Genomic DNA, 22,414 nt, shown 5'->3' on the forward strand with positions numbered 1-22,414 from the left:
CATCAACCAAAGTTAACACTTTCTATATTTCTCCCCAACTTTTGAGATTGATCCGATTTCTTCAATAGTTTTTTTTTTAGTTTATATATTAAAATTTATTTTCTGAAATTTAATAAGTTAGCTATTGCTATTTCAAATATATTTTATAATTTTGCAGACCGAAATATAAGTCTTCTTTTATGCGAAGTGACTTATGTTGAATAATTAATGCTTCCACATCAATTATTTATTAATCAAATCAACACATTAAAATGGCTAAAAAAGTCTTTAAAATGGTAAAACTTCAGGTGAAAGGTGGCGCTGCTAACCCTTCTCCACCAGTAGGTCCAGCTTTGGGTTCTGCGGGTGTGAACATCATGGAGTTTTGTAAACAATTCAACGGTAGAACGCAGGATAAGCCTGGTCAAGTTTTGCCAGTTGTTATCACGGTATATGAAGACAAATCTTTTGAATTCATCATCAAAACACCTCCAGTTGCAATCCAATTATTGGAAGCTGCAAAACTGAAGAGTGGATCTGGAGAACCTAACAGAAACAAAGTAGGTGCTGTATCTTGGGCTCAAGTTCAGAAAATTGCTGAGGACAAAATGGGAGATCTTAACTGTTTCTCTGTTGAACCTGCAATTTCTATGGTAGCTGGTACTGCTAGATCTATGGGATTGAGAGTAACAGGAGCTAAACCAACTAACGCTTAAAACTTAAAGAAATGGCAAAATTGACAAAAAAGCAAAAAGAAGCTTTAAGTAAAGTAGAAAAAAACAAAATTTACAATCTTGACGAAGCATCTGCTTTGGTAAAAGAAGTAAATTTCGCAAAATTTGACGCGTCTGTAGATATCGCTGTTAGATTAGGTGTAGATCCAAGAAAAGCTAACCAAATGGTAAGAGGTGTTGTATCTCTTCCTCACGGTACTGGTAAAGATATCAAAGTTTTAGCTTTGGTAACTCCAGATAAAGAAGCAGAAGCTAAAGAAGCAGGTGCTGACTATGTAGGTCTTGATGAGTATTTGCAAAAAATCAAAGAAGGTTGGACAGATGTTGACGTTATCGTTACTATGCCAGCTGTAATGGGTAAATTAGGACCATTAGGTAGAGTTTTAGGACCAAGAGGTCTTATGCCAAACCCTAAATCTGGTACTGTAACTATGGAAATTGGTAAAGCTGTAGCTGAAGTAAAAGCTGGTAAAATCGATTTCAAAGTAGATAAATACGGTATTATCCACGCAGGTATTGGTAAAGTATCTTTCGATGCTGCTAAAATTAAAGAAAATGCTCAAGAATTGATCTCTACTTTGATTAAGTTGAAGCCAACTGCTGCTAAAGGTACTTATGTTAAGAGTATTTTCATCTCTTCTACAATGAGTCCTGGAATTGCAATTGATACTAAATCTGTTAACTAATTATAATCCTTAAGACAATGACAAAAGACCAAAAAGTTGTAGCGATACAAGAGATCAAAGACTTGCTTCAGGATGCAAAAGTAGTTTATGTAGCAGATCTTGAAGGATTGAATGCTTCTAAATCTTCTGATTTCAGAAGACAAGCTTTCAAACAAAATATCAAAGTAAAAGTTGTGAAGAACACATTGCTTCAAAAAGCAATGGAACAAATCGAAGGTGTAGATTACTCTGAGATGTTCGAAACTTTCAAAGGAAACTCTGCAATTATGATTGCTGAAACAGCTAACGCTCCAGCAAAATTGATTAAAGATTTCAGAAAGAAAGAAGAGAAGCCAGCTCTTAAATCAGCTTTCGTTCAAGAAACTTTCTATGTTGGTGACGAGAACCTTGACGCATTAGTAAGCATCAAGTCTAGAGAAGAAATGATCGGTGAAATCATCGGATTACTTCAATCTCCAATCCAAAGAGTTGTTTCTGCTCTTCAAAACAAATCTGAAGCTGGAGAAGCTACAACTGAAGAAGTTGCTGCTCCTGCAGTAGAAGAAACTCCTGCTGAGGCTGCTCCAGAAGCTCCTGCTGCAGAAAGCACTGACGAAACGCCAGCTGCTGAATAATTACACTCAAAAAAATAGATAAATAATCAACAAAAAACATTACAACAATGTCAGATTTAAAAAATTTAGCTGAAACGCTAGTAAACTTAACAGTAAAAGACGTAAACGAATTAGCTGCTATCCTTAAGGATGAGTACGGAATTGAGCCAGCTGCTGCTGCAGTAGTAGTTGCTGCAGGTGGTGCAGGTGAAGCTGCTGAAGAAAAAACAGAATTCGACGTAATTCTTAAATCAGCAGGTGCTTCTAAATTAGCTGTTGTTAAATTGGTAAAAGATTTAACTGGTGCTGGTCTTAAAGAAGCTAAAGATATCGTAGATGGTGCTCCTGCTCCAATCAAACAAGGTGTTTCTAAAGACGAAGCAGAAGCTTTGAAAAAACAATTAGAAGAAGCTGGTGCTGAAGTAGAATTGAAATAATTCTGGTTTACTCCAAAATATAAACTCCCAAACTTATGTTTGGGAGTTTTTTTGTTATGACTCTGATTTGCAAAATATAAAAATTAATTTGTATATTTGCAAAATCATTTGGCGCGACTTATTAATATATTTTAAATAACTGATACTCTTTCATCTTTATGGAAGGGGATTTTCTATTTATTAATATAGTATACTCAAACCAAAAGTAATAAAATATTTTGCACTACATCGTGAAAAGATATACCGGTGTTGCTCTTAGGAAGAATCATGAATAAAGAAAAAGCAAGGTCTCACGTGCGCGCCAAAACACTTTTTTCTTTTGTCTTTTATCTTGTTTCTTAAGTTTTTCCTGATATTTTTTGTGAAACAAAATATTTTTTAACCCATTTTTCTTATAATTTTATGAGTAAAACACAGGCAACTCAAAAGGTAAAAGGAACTGAGAGAATCAACTTTTCCACAGCGAAAGGTAGAATCGATACTCCTGACTTTTTGGATATCCAAATCCAGTCTTTCAAGGAGTTTTTCCAGTTAGACACGCTTCCTGAGCAACGTTTGAATGAATCACTTTACAAAACGTTTCAGGAAAATTTCCCAATTACAGATTCTAGAAACCAATTCGTTTTGGAATTCTTAGATTATCTGGTAGATTCTCCTCGTTACTCTATCGATGAGTGCGTTGAGAGAGGTTTAACGTACAACGTTCCTCTAAAAGCTAGACTTAAATTATACTGTACAGATCCGGAACATGAAGATTTCCAAACTGTTGTACAAGATGTATATTTAGGTCCAGTTCCTTATATGACACCTTCTGGTTCATTCATCATCAATGGTGCAGAGCGTGTTATTGTAACTCAGTTACACAGATCTCCGGGTGTGTTCTTCGGACAGACTTACCACGCTAACGGAACTAAACTTTATTATTCAAGAATTATCCCTTTCAAAGGATCTTGGATGGAGTTTACTACGGATATCAACAACGTAATGTATGCGTATATTGACCGTAAGAAAAAATTACCTTTAACTACATTATTAAGAGCAATCGGTTATGAGTCTGATAAAGAGATTCTTCAGATCTTCGACCTTGCAGAGGAAGTGAAAGTTTCCAAAGCTGCCCTTAAAAAAGTAGAAGGAAGAACTTTGGCTGCGAGAGTATTGAACACTTGGTTCGAAGATTTCGTAGATGAGGATACAGGTGAGGTAGTTTCTATCGAAAGAAACGAAATCATCTTAGATAGAGAGACTATTCTTGAAAAAGAACATCTTGATGTTATTGTAGAATCTGGCGTTAAGTCAATCTTGATTCATAAAGAAAATAGCAACGAGTTTTCTATCATCCAAAATACTTTACAAAAAGATCCAACCAACTCTGAAAAAGAAGCGGTTGAATATATCTACCGTCAGTTAAGAAATGCTGATGCACCAGATGAGGAAACTGCAAGAGGAATTATTGAAAAATTATTCTTCTCTGAGCAGAGATATTCATTAGGTGAGGTTGGTCGTTATAGATTGAACAAAAAATTAGGTCTTAATATTTCTCAAGAAAACCAAGTATTGACGAGAGAAGATATCATCTCTATCGTAAAACACTTAATTGAGTTGGTAAATTCTAAGGCTGAAGTTGATGATATCGATCACTTATCAAACAGAAGAATCAAAACTGTTGGAGAGCAATTATCTGGACAGTTTGGTGTTGGTCTTTCTAGAATTGCTAGAACTATCAAAGAAAGAATGAACGTTAGAGATAACGAGATCTTTACACCAGTTGATTTGGTTAATGCTAAGACTTTGACGTCTGTTATTAACTCATTCTTTGGTACCAACCAACTTTCTCAGTTTATGGATCAAACCAACCCACTATCAGAAATCACGCACAAGCGTAGACTTTCTGCACTAGGGCCTGGTGGTTTATCTAGAGAAAGAGCAGGTTTCGAGGTTCGTGACGTTCACCATACGCACTACGGTAGAATTTGTCCAATCGAAACTCCAGAGGGACCAAACATTGGTTTGATCTCTTCACTAGGGATGTTTGCAAAAATCAACCGTCTAGGATTTATCGAGACGCCTTATAGAAAAGTGGAAGATGGTAAAGTTGACTTAGAAGCAACTCCAATTTATCTTAATGCAGAGGATGAGGAATACAAAGTAATTGCTCAGGCGAACGTTGAGATGAACGACGATGGAACCATCAATACAGATAGAGTTATTGCTCGTCTTGATGGAGATTATCCAGTAGTTGAGCCTCAACAAGTAGACTTAATTGATGTTGCGCCAAACCAGATTTCTGGTATTTCTGCTTCATTAATTCCGTTCTTGGAGCACGATGATGCGAACCGTGCATTGATGGGATCTAACATGATGCGTCAGGCTGTTCCATTATTGAAACCTCAGGCACCAGTTGTAGGTACAGGTTTGGAAAAACAAGTAGCTAGAGACTCTAGAATTTTGATCAATGCAGAAGGAACTGGAGTTGTAGAATATGTGGATGCTGAGAAAATTGTTATTAAGTACGAAAGAAGCGAAGAAGACGACTTAGTTAACTTCGATTCTGCAACTAAAACTTATAAATTAACTAAGTTCAGAAAAACCAACCAGAGTACAACTATTACATTGAGACCAAACGTAAGAGTAGGTGATGTAGTAGAAAAAGGTCAGGTTCTTTGCGACGGTTATGCAACTGAAAACGGAGAGTTAGCATTGGGTAGAAACCTTGTGGTAGCCTTTATGCCTTGGAAAGGTTATAACTTTGAGGATGCGATTGTAATTAATGAAAAAGTAGTTCGTGAGGACTGGTTTACATCTATCCATGTTGACGAATATTCTCTTGAAGTTCGTGATACCAAATTAGGTATGGAAGAATTGACAGCAGATATTCCTAACGTTTCTGAAGAAGCTACTAAAGATCTTGACGAGAATGGTATGATCAGAATTGGAGCAGAAGTTAAGCCTGGTGATATCCTTATCGGAAAAATCACACCAAAGGGTGAGTCTGATCCAACGCCGGAAGAAAAACTCCTTAGAGCAATCTTTGGTGACAAAGCTGGTGATGTGAAAGATGCTTCGTTGAAAGCAGACTCTTCTCTAAGAGGAGTTGTGATCAACAAAAAATTGTTCTCTAGAAATGTTAAGGACAAAAAGAAAAGAAGCGAAGAAAAAATCAAGTTAGAAGAAATCGAAAATACTTACAAAGCTAAGTTCGATGCTCTTAGAAATACTTTGATTGAAAAATTGAATACTCTAGTTTCTGGTAAAACGTCTCAAGGTGTACAAAACGATCTTGAAGAAGAAGTAATCAGTAAAGGAACTAAATTCACATTGAGATTACTTCAAAACGTTGAAGATTATAACAACATCAATGGTGCAGATTGGACAGTTGATTCTGATAAAAATGAATGGATCAAACAATTGATTCATAATTATAAAATCAAATTCAATGATCTTTCTGGTGTTAAAAACCGTGAGAAATTTGCATTGTCTATCGGAGACGAGTTACCAGCAGGTATCATCAAACTAGCTAAAGTTTACATCGCTAAGAAACGTAAACTGAATGTTGGTGATAAAATGGCAGGTCGTCACGGTAACAAAGGTATCGTTTCAAGAATCGTACGTGAAGAAGACATGCCATTCTTAGAAGACGGAACACCAGTAGATATCGTATTGAATCCACTTGGGGTACCTTCTCGTATGAACATTGGTCAGATCTACGAAACTGTTCTTGGTTGGGCTGGAACTAAGCTAGGACTTAAATTTGCAACACCAATCTTTGATGGAGCAGAACTAGATGAGATTACCGAATATACAGATAAAGCAGGTCTTCCTAAATTCGGTCACACACACCTTTACGATGGTGGTACAGGAGAGAGATTTACTCAAGCAGCTACAGTTGGTGTGATTTACATGTTGAAACTAGGACACATGGTAGATGATAAGATGCACGCACGTTCTATCGGACCATACTCATTGATTACGCAACAGCCGTTAGGAGGTAAAGCGCAATTTGGAGGTCAGAGATTTGGAGAGATGGAGGTTTGGGCTCTTGAAGCATTTGGAGCATCTAACATCCTTAGAGAAATCTTGACTGTTAAGTCAGATGACGTGATTGGTAGAGCAAAAACTTATGAAGCAATTGCGAAAGGAGAAGCAATGCCAGAACCTGGTATTCCGGAATCTTTCAACGTATTACTTCACGAGTTACAAGGTCTTGGACTTGATGTAAGACTTGAAGAGTAATTTTAAATTTTAATTGATTTTGAATGTCACAATTCAAAGCATTAATCTAAAATCTAAACTCTAAAATTTAAATTCTAACAAATGTCAAATAAAAATAAAACTAGTCGATTTAATAAAATCACTATTGGTTTAGCTTCACCAGAATCTATTCTTCAAGAATCGAGAGGAGAAGTTCTAAAACCAGAAACGATCAACTATCGTACTCACAAGCCAGAAAGAGATGGATTGTTCTGCGAGAAAATCTTTGGTCCTGTAAAGGATTATGAGTGTGCTTGTGGAAAATACAAACGTATCCGTTACAAAGGAATCGTTTGCGACCGTTGTGGTGTAGAAGTTACCGAGAAAAAAGTACGTAGAGAAAGAATCGGACATATTGGTTTGGTTGTTCCTGTGGCTCACATCTGGTACTTCCGTTCTTTACCGAACAAAATTGGTTATCTATTAGGTATCCCGTCCAAGAAATTGGATATGATTATCTATTACGAGAGATATGTTGTGATTCAACAAGGTATTGCTAAGAAAGCAGATGGTTCTGATTTCGAGGATAAAGAATTCCTTACAGAAGAAGAATATCTTGATGTATTAGAAACTCTTCCTATCGAGAACCAATATCTTGATGACTCTGATCCTAACAAATTCGTTGCGAAAATGGGAGCGGAAGCTGTTGAAGAATTGTTGAAGAGAATCGATCTTGATTCTTTATCATTCGATCTTCGTCACAAAGCTCACAACGAGTCTTCTAAGCAAAGAAGAACCGAAGCTCTTAAGAGATTGAACGTTGTAGAAGCACTTAGAGCTGCTAATACAAGAATGATTAACCGTCCAGAGTGGATGATTATGAGAGTTCTTCCTATTATACCACCAGAACTAAGACCATTGGTTCCATTGGATGGAGGACGTTTCGCAACTTCTGATCTTAATGACCTTTACAGAAGAGTTATCATCAGAAACAACCGTTTGAAGAGATTATTGGAGATCAAAGCTCCAGAAGTAATCTTGAGAAACGAGAAACGTATGCTTCAGGAATCAGTAGATTCACTATTCGATAATACAAGAAAATCTTCTGCGGTTAAGTCGGAGTCAAACAGACCATTGAAATCACTTTCTGATTCATTGAAAGGTAAGCAAGGTCGTTTCCGTCAAAACTTATTAGGAAAAAGGGTAGATTACTCTGCACGTTCGGTAATTGTCGTTGGACCTAGTCTTCAACTTCACGAGTGTGGTATTCCTAAAGATATGGCTGCTGAACTTTACAAACCGTTTATCATCAGAAAATTGATTGAGAGAGGTATTGTAAAAACTGTAAAATCAGCTAAAAGAATCATCGATAGAAAAGAGCCTGTAGTTTATGATATCTTAGAAAACGTGATGAAAGGTCACCCTGTTCTTCTGAACAGAGCACCTACGCTTCACAGATTGGGGATCCAAGCATTCCAACCTAAGATGATCGAAGGTAAAGCAATCCAACTTCACCCATTGGTAACAACGGCTTTCAACGCCGATTTTGATGGGGATCAGATGGCTGTACACTTACCTCTAGGTCCAGAAGCTATTTTGGAAGCTCAATTATTGATGTTAGGTTCTCAAAATATCCTTAACCCTGCTAATGGTTCTCCTATTACGGTACCATCTCAGGATATGGTTTTGGGTCTATATTTTATGACCAAACAACTAGATTCTACGGATACAATGAAAGTAAAAGGCGAAGGTCTTGCTTTCTATTCTCCGGAAGAAGTAGAAATTGCTTATGCAGAGGGGCAAGTTTCTCTTAATGCAAAAGTAAGATGTCGTCTTCCAATCAAAGAGAATGGCGTAATCACAACTAAGTTATTCCCTACAACAGTTGGTAGAATTTTATTTAACCAAATTGTACCTAAAGAATCAGGTTATATTGATGAATTGTTGACTAAGAAATCTCTTAGAAATGTAATTGGTCAAGTATTGGCAGATACAGATTTCCCAACTACGGTTAAGTTCTTGGATGATATGAAGAATCTTGGTTATGCTAATGCATTCAAAGGAGGTCTTTCTTTCTCATTAGGTGATATTGTAATCCCGGCTGAGAAGAAACAAATGATCGCAACTTCTATCGAAACTGTAGACGAAATCAAGGCTAACTATAACATGGGTCTCATTACAGATACAGAGCGTTATAATCAGGTGATCGACGTTTGGACAAATACCAACGCCAGCCTTACCGAAATGATTATGAGCAGAATGAAGACGGATCAAGGTGGATTCAACTCTGTATATATGATGCTTGATTCTGGTGCGAGGGGTTCTAAGGAGCAGATCCGTCAGTTATCAGGGATGAGAGGTTTGATGGCAAAACCACAAAAAGCTGGTTCTGTTGGAGCTGAGATTATCGAAAACCCAATTCTTGCAAACTTTAAAGAAGGTTTGTCAATTTTGGAATACTTTATCTCTACCCACGGTGCTCGTAAAGGTCTTGCGGATACCGCTCTTAAAACTGCCGATGCTGGTTACTTGACTAGAAGATTGGTAGACGTTGCACAAGATGTTATCATTACAGAACAAGATTGTGGAACACTTAGAGGTACAGAAATTACTGCACTTAAGAAAAACGATGATATCGTAGAAAAAATCGCTGAGAGAATACTTGGTAGAGTTTCTCTTCATAATATCTATCACCCAGAAACTGATGAGTTGATTGCGAACGCAGACGAGTTAATCGTAGAAGCGGTTGCTAAGCAAATCGAAGAAGCGGGAATCGAGGCTGTTGAAGTTCGTTCTCCATTGACTTGTGAAGCTCAAAAAGGTATCTGTGCGAAGTGTTACGGACGTAACCTTGCAACAGGTAAAGGTATCCACATGGGAGAAGCTGTTGGTGTAATCGCAGCACAGTCTATTGGTGAGCCGGGAACTCAGTTAACATTGAGAACGTTCCACCAAGGGGGTACTGCTGGTAACATCTCAGAAAATCCAAGTATCGTTGCAAAACGTGATGGTATTGTAGAGATGGACGAAGTTAGAACTATTAAATCTGAAGGCGAAGACGGAAAAGAAACAGATATCGTGGTTTCTCGTTCAACAGAATTTAGATTAGTTGCTGATAACGAAGCTAGAACACCAATCATGGTAGCCAACGTTCCTTACGGTTCCGAGCTTTTCGTGAAACCAGGTGATAAAGTTAAAAAAGGTGACCTTGTTGCAAAATGGGATCCATATAACGCGGTTATCATTGCAGAAACTTCTGGTAAAGTAGAGTATGAGGATATTATCCAAGGTATCTCTTTCGTGTTAGAAATTGATGAGCAAACAGGTTTCGAAGAGAAAGTAATCTCCGAATCTAGAAATAAAAAAGCAGTTCCTACACTTAGAGTAGTAGATGCAAAAGGCGTAGAGCAAAAAGCATACAACTTACCTGTTGGAGCCCACCTTATGGTAAATGATGGTGAAAAGATTAAGTCTGGTAAAGTCCTTATCAAAATCCCAAGAAAATCTGCAAAAGCAGGGGATATCACCGGAGGTCTTCCAAGAGTTACCGAATTATTCGAAGCTAGAAATCCTTCCAACCCAGCGGTTGTTACAGAGATTGATGGTGTAGTTTCTTACGGTAAAATCAAAAGAGGTAACCGTGAACTTATCGTTGAGGCTAAAACTGGAGAAATCAAGAAATACTTGGTTAAATTATCAAACCAAATCTTGGTTCAGGAAAATGACTTCGTGTACGCAGGTGGTCCACTTTCCGACGGTTCTATCACTCCAGATGATATCTTAAGAATCAAAGGTCCAACTGCGGTTCAAGAATATCTAGTAAATGAAATTCAAGAGGTTTACCGTCTTCAAGGGGTGAAAATCGATGACAAACACTTCGAGATTATTGTTCGTCAGATGATGACAAAAGTATCGATTGTGGATGGAGGAGATACTCAATTCCTAGAAGGTGCTTTGGAGCACAAATACGATTTCTTACAAGAAAACAACAGAGTATTTGGTCTTAAAGTAGTTGTGGAAGCTGGAGATTCTAAAGTATTCCAACCAGGACAGATGATTACAGCTAGAGAACTTAGAGATGAGAACTCGAAACTGAAGAGAGAAGATCTTGCTTTGGTACAAGTAAGAGAAGCACTTCCTGCAACAGCAACTTCTGTACTACAAGGTATTACAAGAGCGGCATTACAGACTAAGTCATTTATGTCTGCAGCATCGTTCCAGGAAACTACCAAAGTATTGAACGAAGCAGCTGTTTCTGGAAAAATCGACTTCTTGACAGGTCTTAAAGAAAATGTAATTGTAGGACATAGAATCCCTGCAGGTACTGGTCTTAAAGATTACCAAAACATCATCGTTGGTTCTAGAAAAGAATTCGAAGATATTAACTAGAAAAGATTTTTAGATAATAGACCGATAGATAAGAGATTTTATGTTTTAATAATAATTTCTGTTGTCTATTAGTCTATAATCTATTATCTTGCAGTCTATAATTTAAATTAATTAAATAAAAACAATGGACAATAATCAAAACCAAGATCCAAACAACATCAACATCGAACTTAATGAAGTTGTAGCAGCGGGAGTTTATGTGAACTTAGCTTTAGTAAACCATTCACCTTCAGAATTCGTATTAGATTTCATCCAATTGATGCCAGGTGTACAACAAGCGAAAGTAAGATCTAGAGTTATCGTAGCACCTCTTCATGCAAAGAGAGTTTTAGCTGCACTTCAGCAAAATGTTGCTAATTATGAGCAGCAGTTTGGTGAAATCAAAGAAGTTGAACCTTTCGTATTAGGAGGAAACAACGTTCAAGCTTAAGATTTTTTTCTTAACATACAAATCCCGATTCTGAATAAGAATCGGGATTTTTTATTTCTAGGATTAATATTTTATTAACTCAACATTCTTTCATTAACAAAACTCACAAACTACCTTTGTCAAAATTTTTTTATAATGAAGAAGATATTCTCATTTTGTCTGCTAGTTTTATCATTAATTATATTCGCGCAGAAAGGAATTACCGATACAGCTCAAGTCGTCATTCCCAATCGATTCAATAATGCTGAACCAATGCAGAAACCTTATGTGATAATGATTTCCACCGATGGTTTCCGATATGATTATGCTAAGAAATATAATGCGGAGAATCTTCTGAAATTTTCAAACCAAGGCGTTCAGTCAAAAGCTATGATTCCGAGTTATCCTAGTATTACATTCCCAAATCACTGGAGTTTGATTACGGGATTATATCCTTCTCATCACGGTTTGATAGATAACTTTTTCTATGATTATGCAAGAAAAGAATCTTATGCGATGAGTAAAAAAGATAATGCAGAAGATGGAAGTTGGTACGGCGGAATTCCGCTTTGGAGTTTGGCAGAAAGGCAAAATGTAATTTCTGCTTCTTTACAGTGGGTTGGTTCTGCTAGTGATGCTGATGGAATGAGACCAACTTACTATTACCATTACCACGAGAAGTTTTCACCTTCGGAAAAAGTGAATAAAGTTGTCAATTGGTTGAAACTTCCGGAAGATAGAAGACCTCATTTTATCTCTTTATATTTTCCAGAAGTTGATGGAGCCGGCCATCGTTTCGGTCCAGATGCAAAAGAGACAGAGTCGGCTGTTCATTTGATAGATGAGGCAATTGGAGAATTAGTACAGAAAGTAAATGAATTAGGCTTGAAGAATGTCAATTTTATCTTCGTTTCAGACCATGGGATGATAAAAGTAGATGGTGGAGCTCCACTTGAGATTCCTTCAATTTTATTTGATAAAAATAGATTCGATTATTATAATTCTCAGACTTTGTTGAGAGTTTATGTTAAAAATCCTGATGAGGTTAAGAAAGTTTATAAGGAATTGAAAGCCAACAAAACCGATGATTATGAAGTTTTCCTAGATAAGAAATTACCAAAATATCTTCATTTCTCTACAAGGGATGATAAGTATAACAGAATAGGACAAATTTTATTAATTCCAAAAGCTCCGAAAATATTCTTGGAAAAAGGCAAAAAAACGTCTGTCGGAAAACACGGCTATAATCCAAGAATTGTCCCAGAAATGAAATCAACATTCTTTGCTTGGGGAAGCGATTTTAAAAATAATCTAGTAATTCGTGAATTTGAAAATGTCAATGTTTATCCTTTAGTTGCTGAGATTCTGGGTTTGAAAATTGATGAAAAAATTGATGGTAAATTAAAAAAAATGAAACCAATTTTGAAAAATAAAAATTAAAATTTTAGTTTTATATTTCAAAAAATTGCCTTTCTGCAAGAGCAATGAAAAGGGTAGTTACGATTGGGACTAAAACTGTCCGTATATTTTTGATAAGATATACGGATGTTTTTTATTGTTGAAAAAAATGCTCCCGAAAAAAATCCGAGAGCATCGCGTATAGAGAGAATAATGAATGTTTATTTCCAACCGCCACCTAGGCTTTTATAGATGTTCACAACTGTACTCAGTTGTCTTTTTTTAGCATCAATTAGTTCCATTTTGGCGTCCAATGCATCACGCTGATTCATTAGAACTTCCAGATAATCCGCTCTCATATTTCTGAATAATTGATTGGCAATATCAATTCCTTCATCCAAAGATTTTGATTCTTGAGCTTTCAATTGATAGTATTGATCCAGATTTTTAATTGCAGATATTTGATTACAAACATCCAGGTAAGCTGTAAGAATAGTTTTATCATACTCGTACAAAGCTTGGATTTGTAGTGCATCTGTAGTCTTGAACTGCGCTTGGATTGCACTTTTATTAATCAAAGGACCAGCCAGTTCACCTGCTAGATTATATGCAATTGATTTTGGAATATTAACTAAATATGTGGGATTAAAAGCTGCTAAACCTAATGTAGCATTGATATCTAGACTAGGGTAGAACTCTTTTCTGGCAGCTTCTACATTTAACTTTGCAGACTGCAATTCTAATTCAGCTTGCTTGATATCTGGTCGATTTGCTAATAACTGAGATGGGATTCCTGTATATACCGTTTGCGGAACGATTGTCATAAAAGTTTCTTTAGTTCTTATAATCGGTTGAGGATAACGTCCTAGCAATGCATTGATTTGATTTTCTTTTTCAATGATTTGCTGTTTCAGATCATATTCAGTTGCATTAGATTTTGCCAATTCTGCTTCGAATTTTTTAACAGCTAATTCCGTTGCTGCCATTGCCTGTTTTTGGATTTTTGCTATTTCTAATGCTTTTTGTTGTAAACCAATATATTGGTGGATGATGTCCAGTTGGTTATCAAGAGATAGTAATTCGTAATAATTATCAGCAACTTCTGCAATCAAACTAGATAAAACAAAATTCTTTCCTTCAACTGTAGACAAATAATGAGCTACAGCTGCTTGTTTTTCAGTTTTCAGTTTTTTCCAGATGTCTATTTCCCAGTCTAATGTTAATCCGCCTTCGAAATTGGGCAAAGGAGTTGGGGTTGACTTACCAGGTTTGATGTCTGTTGTAGCGTTCCCTGCGCCATCTGCAGTGTATCTTCCAGCTTTCATAACGCTAGCTCCCATTGTGCCTGCAACAGTTGGACTTAGTTTTCCATTTTTGTACATCACATCACTTTTAGCAATTTCTATCTGTTGAAGAGTAATTAATAAATCTTGATTATTCTTCAAAGCTTCATCAATAAGACTGACAAGATTAGGATCTGTGAAAAACTCTTTCCAAGGTGTGATGCCAGAATTGTTTTCTGAAACATTTTGATTTTCAAAATTCTGAGGAATTGTTTCTTTTGTTTTGTCCTCAATTTTGGTTGCCATGGGTGCTTTACAACCAATCAATAGTAATGCTAAGATTGTTGTAGCAATTATATTTTTAATGATCTTCAAATTTTCCATCGTGTTTGTAGGGTTCTGTTTGTTCTGTTAAAGGATTTTCTTCTTCATAATAAGTCATTTTGGACTTGGAAGCAAAACTGCCAAAAATGTAATACAATCCAGGGATAATCATCAATCCGAAGATTGTTCCAATCAACATTCCGCCTGCAGCTGCGGTTCCGATAGTTCTGTTACCTACAGCTCCAGGTCCTGTTGCCAATGCTAAAGGAATCAATCCGGCGATAAATGCGAATGAAGTCATCAAAATAGGACGGAATCTCAAAGATGCTCCTTGTAGCGCAGCTTCTTTTGTAGATAATCCTTCTTCCGCTTTTTTCTGAACCGCAAATTCGACAATCAAAACGGCGTTCTTTCCGAGTAATCCGATGAGCATTACCATTGCCACTTGTGCATATATATTGTTCTCTAATCCGAAAAGTGAAAGACATAAAAACGCTCCAAAAATCCCCGTTGGTAAAGACAAAATAATAGGCAATGGTAAAATGAAACTTTCGTATTGAGCAGAAAGAATCATATAAACAAATCCGAGACAAACCAAGAAAATATAAATCGCTTCATTACCTCTGGAAACTTCGTCTTTAGAAATTCCCGCCCAATCGATTCCGAAACCTCTTGGCAATGTTTTATCAGCAACTTCCTGAATGGCTTTGATTGCATCTCCGGAACTATATCCAGGAGCTGGCGTTCCACTCACTTCGGAAGAGTTGTACATATTATGTCTGGTGATTTCCGACAATCCATACACTTTTTCAAGATGCATAAAATCTGAATAAGGAACCATTTGGTCTTTATCATTTTTAACATACAATTTCAATAAATCACTTGGCAACGCACGATATTGTGGTCCCGCCTGAACAATTACTTTATAAGGTCTGTCAAATTTTATGAAACTAGTTTCGTAGTCAGATCCAATCAATGTAGAAAGATTGTTCATTGCTTTTTCTATTGTTACGCCTTTTTGCTCTGCTAAATCGTTGTCTACTTTCAACATATACTGAGGGAAACTCGCAGAATAGAATGTAAATGCAGAACCTAGTTCTGGACGTTTTTTCAATTCTTTTACAAAATCATTGCTAACTTGTTCCATTTTATGATAATCACCACTTCCGGCTTTGTCGAGAAGTCTTAATTCAAAACCTCCTGCAGCTCCATAACCAGGAATTGACGGCGGTTGGAAGAATTCTATATTGGCTCCAGGAATTTCTTTGGCTTTTTGTTCCAATTGTTCGATGATTTCTGTCGCCGATTCTTTTCTTTCATCCCAATTTTTAAGGTTAATCAAACAAGTTCCAGAGTTAGAACCAGTTCCTTCGGTCAAAATCTCATAACCTGCCAAAGATGAAACAGACGAAACGCCATTAATATCTTCAGAAGCTTTTTGAAGTTGTAAAGCAATCTGATTCGTTCTTTCCAAAGTCGAACCCGGAGGCGTTTGAATAATTGCATAAATCATCCCTTGGTCTTCACTCGGGATAAATCCTGAAGGTAATTTATTACTCAAGAAAAACGTTCCAATACAGAAAAGAACCAATAATGGAAGTGTTACCATTTTTCTCGTTACAACTTTAGTTAATAAGTTGTGATATTTTCCGGCTCCAATTGTAAACAAGTTATTGAAACCATCCAAAAACCGTGTAATTGGTGTTTTCTTTTTCTCTTTTCCGTGATTGTTTTTCAGTATTAATGCACATAAAGCTGGTGTTAAAGTCAAAGCCACAACTCCCGATAAAATGATTGAGGAAACCATCGTAATGGAAAACTGACGATAGAAAACCCCAACCGGTCCCGACATAAATGCTACCGGAATGAAAACCGAAGCCATTACCAAAGTGATTGCGACAATCGCACCACTTATTTCGTGCATTGCTTCTTCCGTTGCCTTGAGTGGCGATAGATGTTTTTCTTCCATCTTCGCTTGTACGGCTTCTATCACAACAATTGCATCATCTACGACAATCCCGATGGCCATTACTAAAGCAAAGAGTGAAATCAAGTTCAGCGTAATTCCAAAAGCAGACATTATCGCAAATGTTCCTATTAAAGAAACGGGAACTGCAATTGTTGGAATCAATGTAGAACGCCAGTCTCCCAAAAATAGGAAAACTACAATTGCTACTAATATAAACGCTTCAAACAGTGTATGAACTACTTTCTCAATAGATGCATCCAAGAATCTTGAAACATCGTAGCTGATTTCGTAATGCATTCCTTTTGGAAATGTTGTTTTTTGAAGTGTTTCCATTAGGGTTTTCACATTCTTGATGACATCACTTGCATTAGACCCATAAGATTGCTTCAGTGTAATTGCAGCAGAAGGTTTTCCGTTCAAAGTAGAGTAGATATCATACATTGATGAACCGAATTCTACATCGGCGACATCTTTCAACCTTATGAACTCACCTCCAGGTTTTGATTTGAGAATGATATTACCATAATCTTTTTCATTATCAAAACTACCAGGATATTTTAAAATATATTCAAAAGATTGTGATCGTTTTCCAGAGCTTTCACCGGTTTTTCCGGGAGATGCTTCTATACTTTGGCTATTTAAGGCATCCATTACTTCATCGGAAGAGATATTGTAAGCCGTCATTCTATCGGGTTTCAGCCAAATACGCATAGCATATTCTCGAGTTCCGAGGATATCCGCAAAACCAACACCGCTCACTCTTCGTAATTCTGACATTACATTGATATCCGCATAGTTGAAGAGGAATTTTTGATCTGCTTTTGGATCATCACTGTAAAGATTGATGTACATCAGCATATTCGGTTCTTCACGAGTGATTTTTACCCCTTCTCGAACTACTAAAGGAGGTAATTTATTAACCACAGATGACACACGATTTTGAACGTTAACAGCTGCTACATTCGGGTCAGTACCCAAATCAAAAACGACTTGGATAGAAGCTTCTCCATCATTACCTGCATCAGAAGTCATGTATTTCATTCCTGGAACACCGTTTAATCCGCGTTCCAAAGGAATTACAACAGATTTAATCAGTAATTCGTTATTAGCTCCGGGATATTCCGCTGTAATATTTACTTTTGGAGGAGAAATAGATGGAAATTGCGTTACAGGAAGTTTTACCAAAGATAAAATTCCTAAAAAGACGATGATCATAGAGATCACAATCGACAGAACAGGTCTGCGAATGAATTTCTTAAACATAATTTTTCGTTTTTAAATGGAATTAGTTGGCTTGTAATTTTAATGAGTTCACAACTTTTTTTGGATCTTGAAATTTGGTTTCAACTTTTTGATCGTCTTTCACCTTTTGAACACCTTCTAGTAAGAATTTGTCATTAGAACTTAATCCTTCGGAAACTACATATACATCTGGAAGAGCGTATGCGATTTTTATGTTTTTTGATTTGACTACCCCATTTTTATCTACAACAAAAACATATGTCTGGTCTTGAATTTCGTAAGTTGCTTTTTGTGGGATAATTAAAGCATTTTTTAATGGTAAAGTCATTCGGATTTTTCCCGTTTGTCCATTTCTAAGTAATTGATTTGGATTTGCAAATTTGGCTCGGAAAGCAATATTTCCTGTCTCGTTATCAAACTCACCGTCCATTGTTTGTATGATGCCTTTTTCAGGAAAAGTTTCTCCGTTGGCTAGTATCAGCGAAACTAGATTGTTGCCTCTTTCTGCAGAATGTGTTTGATAATTAATATACTCGGGTTCTGATACATTGAAATAAGCATGGATTTCGCTATTGTCAGAAAGACTCGTTAATAGATCGCCTTCATCAACCAGGCTTCCTACTTTAAGCGGAAGTTTGTTGATGATTCCCGAGAAAGGCGCTTTTATAGTGGTAAAAGATAAGTGGGTTTGAGCAAGATTTAAGTCTGCTTTTGCAGCATCTAATTTAGCTTTTGCCATTTTTTTTTCATTGATGGAAACAACGTTGCCGCTTGCTAAAGTAACTGCATTTTGCAAATCTATTTCTGCCTGTGCTACCTGAGCTTTTGATTTTAGAACATCAGCCTGATATATCTGAGGCATTATTTTGAATAATACTTGCCCTGCTTTTACGTACTGGCCTTCATCAACATATGTTTTTTCTAGAAACCCTTTTTCCATAGCGCGGATTTCTATGTTTTTTTCTGAAGCAATTTGAGACACAAATTCTTTATCAATTATTGTATCCATTTTTAGAGGAGAGGTTACTGGATAAATAGCCGTTTCCTCTTTTTCTTCTTTCTTATCTTTGCAACTTAATATCATTAATAGTGTGCTGAAAATAAGAGTGATAGTGACTCTTTTCATAATTTTATTTTTTTTAAGGAATTAATGAACCTTGCGGATCCATTTTAAATAAATTTTATTTTTTTTAATTGAATGTTGAGCGAATAATCCATTGGATATTAGATTTTTAGAATTAAAATCACAACCAATGATTATACGCAAAGTTGAATAGGGAGTTTTTCAAAAACAACAGAGATTGTTACCACTTTGGGATAAGGGTAATTTGGTTTTTGAAATATCGAAGTTTAAATGCGGATTGTACGCAGTAGAATAAATCTTTTGACCGAAGAAAGAATAAGTTCCGGCTCGTGGAAATCTTGTTTTCTGTGTCTGAAATATAAGCTTATTAGATAACCAAAGCCGAAAGTAACTATAACGGCAACAAAGTTAAGCGTATTAGAAAAATTAAGATTGCTTTCCTCGGGAGAATCCAAAGAATCGTTAATCTGTTGCAGAGATGCTTTTTCTAAAGTGTGATTCAGGTGCTGTTTTTTTGCAAAAGAAAGCAGGCGCAAAGATATATTATGAGTTCCAAAATCTGGATGGAAATCAAGCGTCTGTTTGTTCTCTGCCGTGAATAGCAGAAAGATAAACATTAGACTATATAAAATTGCTTTTTTCATTTTGATATTGCAAATTTACATCGGATAATTGTTAAAATAATCTTAATGTTTCATTTTTAAGGCATTTTTAAGTTCTGATAATCAGTAGAGTAATTTTAGGAATCGTGTTTTTTTTAGTAATTTTAACCATTCAAAAAAATAATTGATGCCTCTTTATAAAGATTTTTCTGATGATATCGCAACCGTTTTGGTTTGGAAGTATGATGAAAATGAAGAACTTAATCCAGATATACTTTTGGAGTCAGAAAATCAGCACAAGATTCTTGGTTATCATCCTAACAAAATTGCTGAGGTTCTGATGGTAAGAAAAATGCTAAAAACAGTTCTTCCAGAGCACAAAATTCTTTACAGAGAAAACGGTGAACCATATCTTTTCCCTCAAAATCATCACATTTCTATTAGTCATTCTTATCCTTTGGCAGCTTTGGCAGTTTCTAAAAAAAAGGTTGGAATTGATCTCGAAAAAAGAAAAGAAAAAATCAAAAATATTAGACACAAGTTCATTCTTCACGAGGATATTTATATTGATAACAGGGAGGAAGTCGATTTTTTAACAGCCATCTGGTGCGTGAAAGAAGCACTTTACAAAATCCATCACAGCAAACATTGGTCTCTGAAAAAACATTACGATATTTTACCTTTTGAATTGCAGGAAGAGGTTACTGTAAAAAGTAGAGTTTATGATCTAGAAAATGAAGATTTTTTCAAAGCTAAGATTTCTTTCTTTGACAATTATTGTTTGGCAATTGTTGATTGATAAATCAAATATTCCTCAATAATTTTTCTTTGATCTTTTGCAACATCATTGATTAGTTCTAATAATTCTTTGATGTTTTTAATTTCTGTTAAATGGCTTACTCCAAATTTTCGTTCATCGGAAATCACTTGACTCTCTAATTCGGTTTTTCTTTTTTCTAACAAATCAACAACCTGATCTTCTGGTTTTATGTGGCTTTCTGCTCTGGTTTTCTCGTCCAGTTCTTTTTGAAACAGTAGAGATGAGGTTCTTAATAATTCTGCAGAAATCTTGATTTTCCAATTCTCCAAATCAATTTCTGGAAAGTCGTGCCCTGTTTTTGCATATTGTGACAAAGATGCAATGTAAGCTGTAATCAGATGGGTTGTTGTCACAAATTGATGAACCGTTTCCAATTTCCTCTGCTGGTTTTTTGGGTCAGAGATCATTCTCTGAAAGTTGTCGGAAAGATTCGCCAAATCAATGATTGCATTTTTTCTTTTAAGACGAAAATCTTCATCATTAATATCTTTTTTTAGAAAATGATCCATCACAAGACGGAAATAATCCAAATTACTTTTGGAGGATTTTTTCATTAAAGCCAAATTCTGAGTATGTTCCCAAACTGGTAATATGAAATAAGCGACTAAAAATGTTATAACACCTCCAATCAACGTATCTAGTAGGCGGTCTTTGAAAATGAGGTTGACATTTCCTGGTCTAAGAAAATTGAATGACAGAAAAATATAAATCGTCATAAACAACACTGCCCAGAAATAATTTGATTTTAACAGACTGAAACAGATAATCATACTTACAAGAAGTATGGCCAAAAGAACAGATGGCTCATCTACAAAGTATAAAATAATATAAGCAATGATTGCTCCTGCCAAAGTGCCAAAGAAACGAAGGAGATTCCGATGTTTGGTTGTAGAATAAGCTGGTTTTAGAATCGCAATAATGGTGATGAGAATCCAGTAAGAATGCCCAATTCCAAGAATCTCAAATCTTGAAACAATATACCCAATCAACAATGCGACAGTAACTCTGATTGCGTGACGAAAATGTCCAGATTTGAGAGAAAAATTGGACAAGAAAACTTTATGATTAAGTTGTTCTTCTTTTGGTAAAAACTTAGAATAATCTAATCCTGTTGATAAGCTTTTTGCCAGTTTTACATCTTGAGAGTTAACTTTTAAAATAGTATTGACTTCGTCTGTGATTTCTGTGATTCTCATCAAAACTTGGCGCAACATCATAAAGTCTTCTAGGGTTTCTGATGAGAATTTTTTTGAACGATGCTCAAAAAAGTCGTCATAAATCTTTTTGAGTTCTTCGTCAAAATTTGTGATCTGTTTGTATGATAAACCACTTTGCAGAGAAATCCCTAGATTGGTAATTTCGTTTGCCATCAGCATCAGATAATTATGAATGCTTTGAAGAAGCCTTGTTTCTCCAAAAACTTCATTCATTTTTTTATAATCGTTTTCTGATGTCAACAATTTATCATAAAGATCAACAGAATTAAGAAACATCAACATTAGGATTCTACTTTGTGTCGTAGATTCGTTGACAATTTTTCTGGTTTTGAAAACTATTTCTCTGGTGTCTTCTTGAAGGTTTTTAATCTTAACTTGCTGAGAAATCAATTGATTTAGTAATGAATCAAAGTCTGGTTTTTTTGTATAATATTGAGCTTTGATTCTGAGGTAATCTGCTAATTCGAGATAATTTTCACCAACAACCTGACTAGCTAATTTGTAAGGTTGTAAAGTAGAAACAATCATAAATACTATGAAAAACCAAAGACATCCGAGAAAAAATATAAAAGAGCTTTTGAAGATATCATCGCCCGTAAGATGCCCATCAATAAAGATGCTGAGAACAACCAAAGCTAATGATCCAAAGGTTGCCAATCGTAATCCATAAACTCCAATCATGGAAAAGAAAAAACCGAATACGAGAATTTCTAAATAAACGGCAATAGGAAACTCTTTGACCAAGCTTGCGAAAAGTGCAATCAGGAAAAAAGAAAAAACAGAGAGCAACAATGTGTTTCGTCTTCTAATGAAGGGGCCTTGCTGATCTGTTAATCCCACAAAACTTGTCCCGAGAGGGAATAAGAAATATTCTTTCAGTAGGCCGAACTGCGCCAATATGATACTAGGAATCACAATTGCCAAAGCAATCCTTGCTCCGGAGTAGATGTATTGGCTGGTTAAGAATTTTTTGAGTTCGGAACTGTAGTTCATATTACAAATTTAGAAAATAAAAATGCCTCTAAAAAGTAGAGGCATCTATTTTATGTTTAATATTTTG

14 protein-coding genes are annotated in these 22,414 nt (G+C 35.9%); 9 read left to right on the top strand and 5 right to left on the bottom strand.

Features of this window, described 5'->3' with window-relative positions:
- The first annotated feature begins 251 nt into the window (after nucleotides 1-251).
- From rplK to RTY06_RS05530, 8 genes are all read left to right on the top strand, one after another.
- Nucleotides 252-695, top strand: a complete 444-nt coding sequence (gene rplK, locus RTY06_RS05495) for a 50S ribosomal protein L11 (protein WP_116031731.1) — start codon at nucleotides 252-254, stop codon at nucleotides 693-695.
- Between the two features lie 11 nt (nucleotides 696-706).
- Complete coding sequence (gene rplA / locus RTY06_RS05500; RefSeq protein ID WP_116031730.1) at nucleotides 707-1,399, top strand: 50S ribosomal protein L1; 693 nt, start codon at nucleotides 707-709, stop codon at nucleotides 1,397-1,399.
- A gap of 17 nt (nucleotides 1,400-1,416) precedes the next feature.
- Complete coding sequence (rplJ, locus tag RTY06_RS05505) at nucleotides 1,417-2,013, top strand: 50S ribosomal protein L10 (protein ID WP_312823398.1); 597 nt, start codon at nucleotides 1,417-1,419, stop codon at nucleotides 2,011-2,013.
- 47 nt (nucleotides 2,014-2,060) lie between these two features.
- Nucleotides 2,061-2,429, top strand: a complete 369-nt coding sequence (gene rplL / locus RTY06_RS05510; protein WP_116031725.1) for a 50S ribosomal protein L7/L12 — start codon at nucleotides 2,061-2,063, stop codon at nucleotides 2,427-2,429.
- 402 nt (nucleotides 2,430-2,831) lie between these two features.
- Nucleotides 2,832-6,659 (top strand): DNA-directed RNA polymerase subunit beta, encoded by a 3,828-nt coding sequence (rpoB, locus tag RTY06_RS05515; protein WP_312823399.1) that lies wholly within the window; start codon nucleotides 2,832-2,834, stop codon nucleotides 6,657-6,659.
- Between the two features lie 81 nt (nucleotides 6,660-6,740).
- A complete protein-coding gene (rpoC, locus tag RTY06_RS05520) occupies nucleotides 6,741-11,006 on the top strand; it encodes a DNA-directed RNA polymerase subunit beta' (RefSeq protein ID WP_312823401.1) in 4,266 nt (1,421 codons plus the stop codon).
- 124 nt (nucleotides 11,007-11,130) lie between these two features.
- Entirely contained in the window at nucleotides 11,131-11,436 is a 306-nt protein-coding gene (locus RTY06_RS05525; RefSeq protein WP_027384121.1) for a DUF3467 domain-containing protein, read from the top strand.
- Between the two features lie 135 nt (nucleotides 11,437-11,571).
- Nucleotides 11,572-12,855 carry an ectonucleotide pyrophosphatase/phosphodiesterase gene (locus RTY06_RS05530; RefSeq protein WP_312823402.1) on the top strand — a complete coding sequence of 428 codons (1,284 nt, stop codon included), beginning with the start codon at nucleotides 11,572-11,574 and terminating at the stop codon, nucleotides 12,853-12,855.
- 179 nt (nucleotides 12,856-13,034) lie between these two features.
- On the opposite strand, the gene RTY06_RS05535 is transcribed toward RTY06_RS05530, so the two are convergent.
- From RTY06_RS05535 to RTY06_RS05550, 4 genes are all read right to left on the bottom strand, one after another.
- Entirely contained in the window at nucleotides 13,035-14,480 is a 1,446-nt protein-coding gene (locus tag RTY06_RS05535) for an efflux transporter outer membrane subunit (RefSeq protein WP_312823404.1), read from the bottom strand.
- The gene (locus RTY06_RS05540) at nucleotides 14,458-17,652 is read right to left on the bottom strand and encodes an efflux RND transporter permease subunit (RefSeq protein ID WP_312823406.1); all 3,195 of its coding nucleotides are present in this window, start codon (nucleotides 17,650-17,652) and stop codon (nucleotides 14,458-14,460) included. The genes RTY06_RS05535 and RTY06_RS05540 overlap by 23 nt, the downstream gene beginning before the upstream one ends.
- A 22-nt stretch (nucleotides 17,653-17,674) precedes the next feature.
- Nucleotides 17,675-18,757: an efflux RND transporter periplasmic adaptor subunit gene (locus tag RTY06_RS05545; protein WP_312823407.1), complete on the bottom strand. Its 1,083-nt coding sequence runs from the start codon at nucleotides 18,755-18,757 to the stop codon at nucleotides 17,675-17,677.
- Between the two features lie 224 nt (nucleotides 18,758-18,981).
- The gene (locus RTY06_RS05550) at nucleotides 18,982-19,359 is read right to left on the bottom strand and encodes a hypothetical protein (protein ID WP_312823409.1); all 378 of its coding nucleotides are present in this window, start codon (nucleotides 19,357-19,359) and stop codon (nucleotides 18,982-18,984) included.
- A 145-nt stretch (nucleotides 19,360-19,504) separates the two neighbouring features.
- On the opposite strand from RTY06_RS05550, the gene RTY06_RS05555 reads away from it, so the two are divergent.
- A complete protein-coding gene (locus RTY06_RS05555; RefSeq protein ID WP_312823410.1) occupies nucleotides 19,505-20,116 on the top strand; it encodes a 4'-phosphopantetheinyl transferase superfamily protein in 612 nt (203 codons plus the stop codon).
- On the opposite strand, the gene RTY06_RS05560 is transcribed toward RTY06_RS05555, so the two are convergent.
- Nucleotides 20,092-22,347 (bottom strand): FUSC family membrane protein, encoded by a 2,256-nt coding sequence (locus RTY06_RS05560; RefSeq protein ID WP_312823411.1) that lies wholly within the window; start codon nucleotides 22,345-22,347, stop codon nucleotides 20,092-20,094. The two genes, RTY06_RS05555 and RTY06_RS05560, sit on opposite strands and share 25 nt — an antisense overlap.
- Between the last annotated feature and the right edge of the window lie 67 nt (nucleotides 22,348-22,414).

Source organism: Epilithonimonas sp. (assembly GCF_032055105.1).
Lineage (GTDB): Bacteria > Bacteroidota > Bacteroidia > Flavobacteriales > Weeksellaceae > Epilithonimonas.

What these genes read in the sequence shown, in the direction of transcription:
- RTY06_RS05535 (WP_312823404.1), bottom strand. Translation starts at nt 14,480, where the DNA reads ATGGAAAATTTGAAGATCATTAAAAATATAATTGCTACAACAATCTTA.
- rplL (WP_116031725.1), top strand. Translation starts at nt 2,061, where the DNA reads ATGTCAGATTTAAAAAATTTAGCTGAAACGCTAGTAAACTTAACAGTA.
- RTY06_RS05560 (WP_312823411.1), bottom strand. Translation starts at nt 22,347, where the DNA reads ATGAACTACAGTTCCGAACTCAAAAAATTCTTAACCAGCCAATACATC.
- RTY06_RS05545 (WP_312823407.1), bottom strand. Translation starts at nt 18,757, where the DNA reads ATGAAAAGAGTCACTATCACTCTTATTTTCAGCACACTATTAATGATA.
- RTY06_RS05555 (WP_312823410.1), top strand. Translation starts at nt 19,505, where the DNA reads ATGCCTCTTTATAAAGATTTTTCTGATGATATCGCAACCGTTTTGGTT.
- RTY06_RS05525 (WP_027384121.1), top strand. Translation starts at nt 11,131, where the DNA reads ATGGACAATAATCAAAACCAAGATCCAAACAACATCAACATCGAACTT.
- rplJ (WP_312823398.1), top strand. Translation starts at nt 1,417, where the DNA reads ATGACAAAAGACCAAAAAGTTGTAGCGATACAAGAGATCAAAGACTTG.
- RTY06_RS05550 (WP_312823409.1), bottom strand. Translation starts at nt 19,359, where the DNA reads ATGAAAAAAGCAATTTTATATAGTCTAATGTTTATCTTTCTGCTATTC.
- rplK (WP_116031731.1), top strand. Translation starts at nt 252, where the DNA reads ATGGCTAAAAAAGTCTTTAAAATGGTAAAACTTCAGGTGAAAGGTGGC.
- RTY06_RS05530 (WP_312823402.1), top strand. Translation starts at nt 11,572, where the DNA reads ATGAAGAAGATATTCTCATTTTGTCTGCTAGTTTTATCATTAATTATA.
- RTY06_RS05540 (WP_312823406.1), bottom strand. Translation starts at nt 17,652, where the DNA reads ATGTTTAAGAAATTCATTCGCAGACCTGTTCTGTCGATTGTGATCTCT.
- rpoC (WP_312823401.1), top strand. Translation starts at nt 6,741, where the DNA reads ATGTCAAATAAAAATAAAACTAGTCGATTTAATAAAATCACTATTGGT.
- rplA (WP_116031730.1), top strand. Translation starts at nt 707, where the DNA reads ATGGCAAAATTGACAAAAAAGCAAAAAGAAGCTTTAAGTAAAGTAGAA.
- rpoB (WP_312823399.1), top strand. Translation starts at nt 2,832, where the DNA reads ATGAGTAAAACACAGGCAACTCAAAAGGTAAAAGGAACTGAGAGAATC.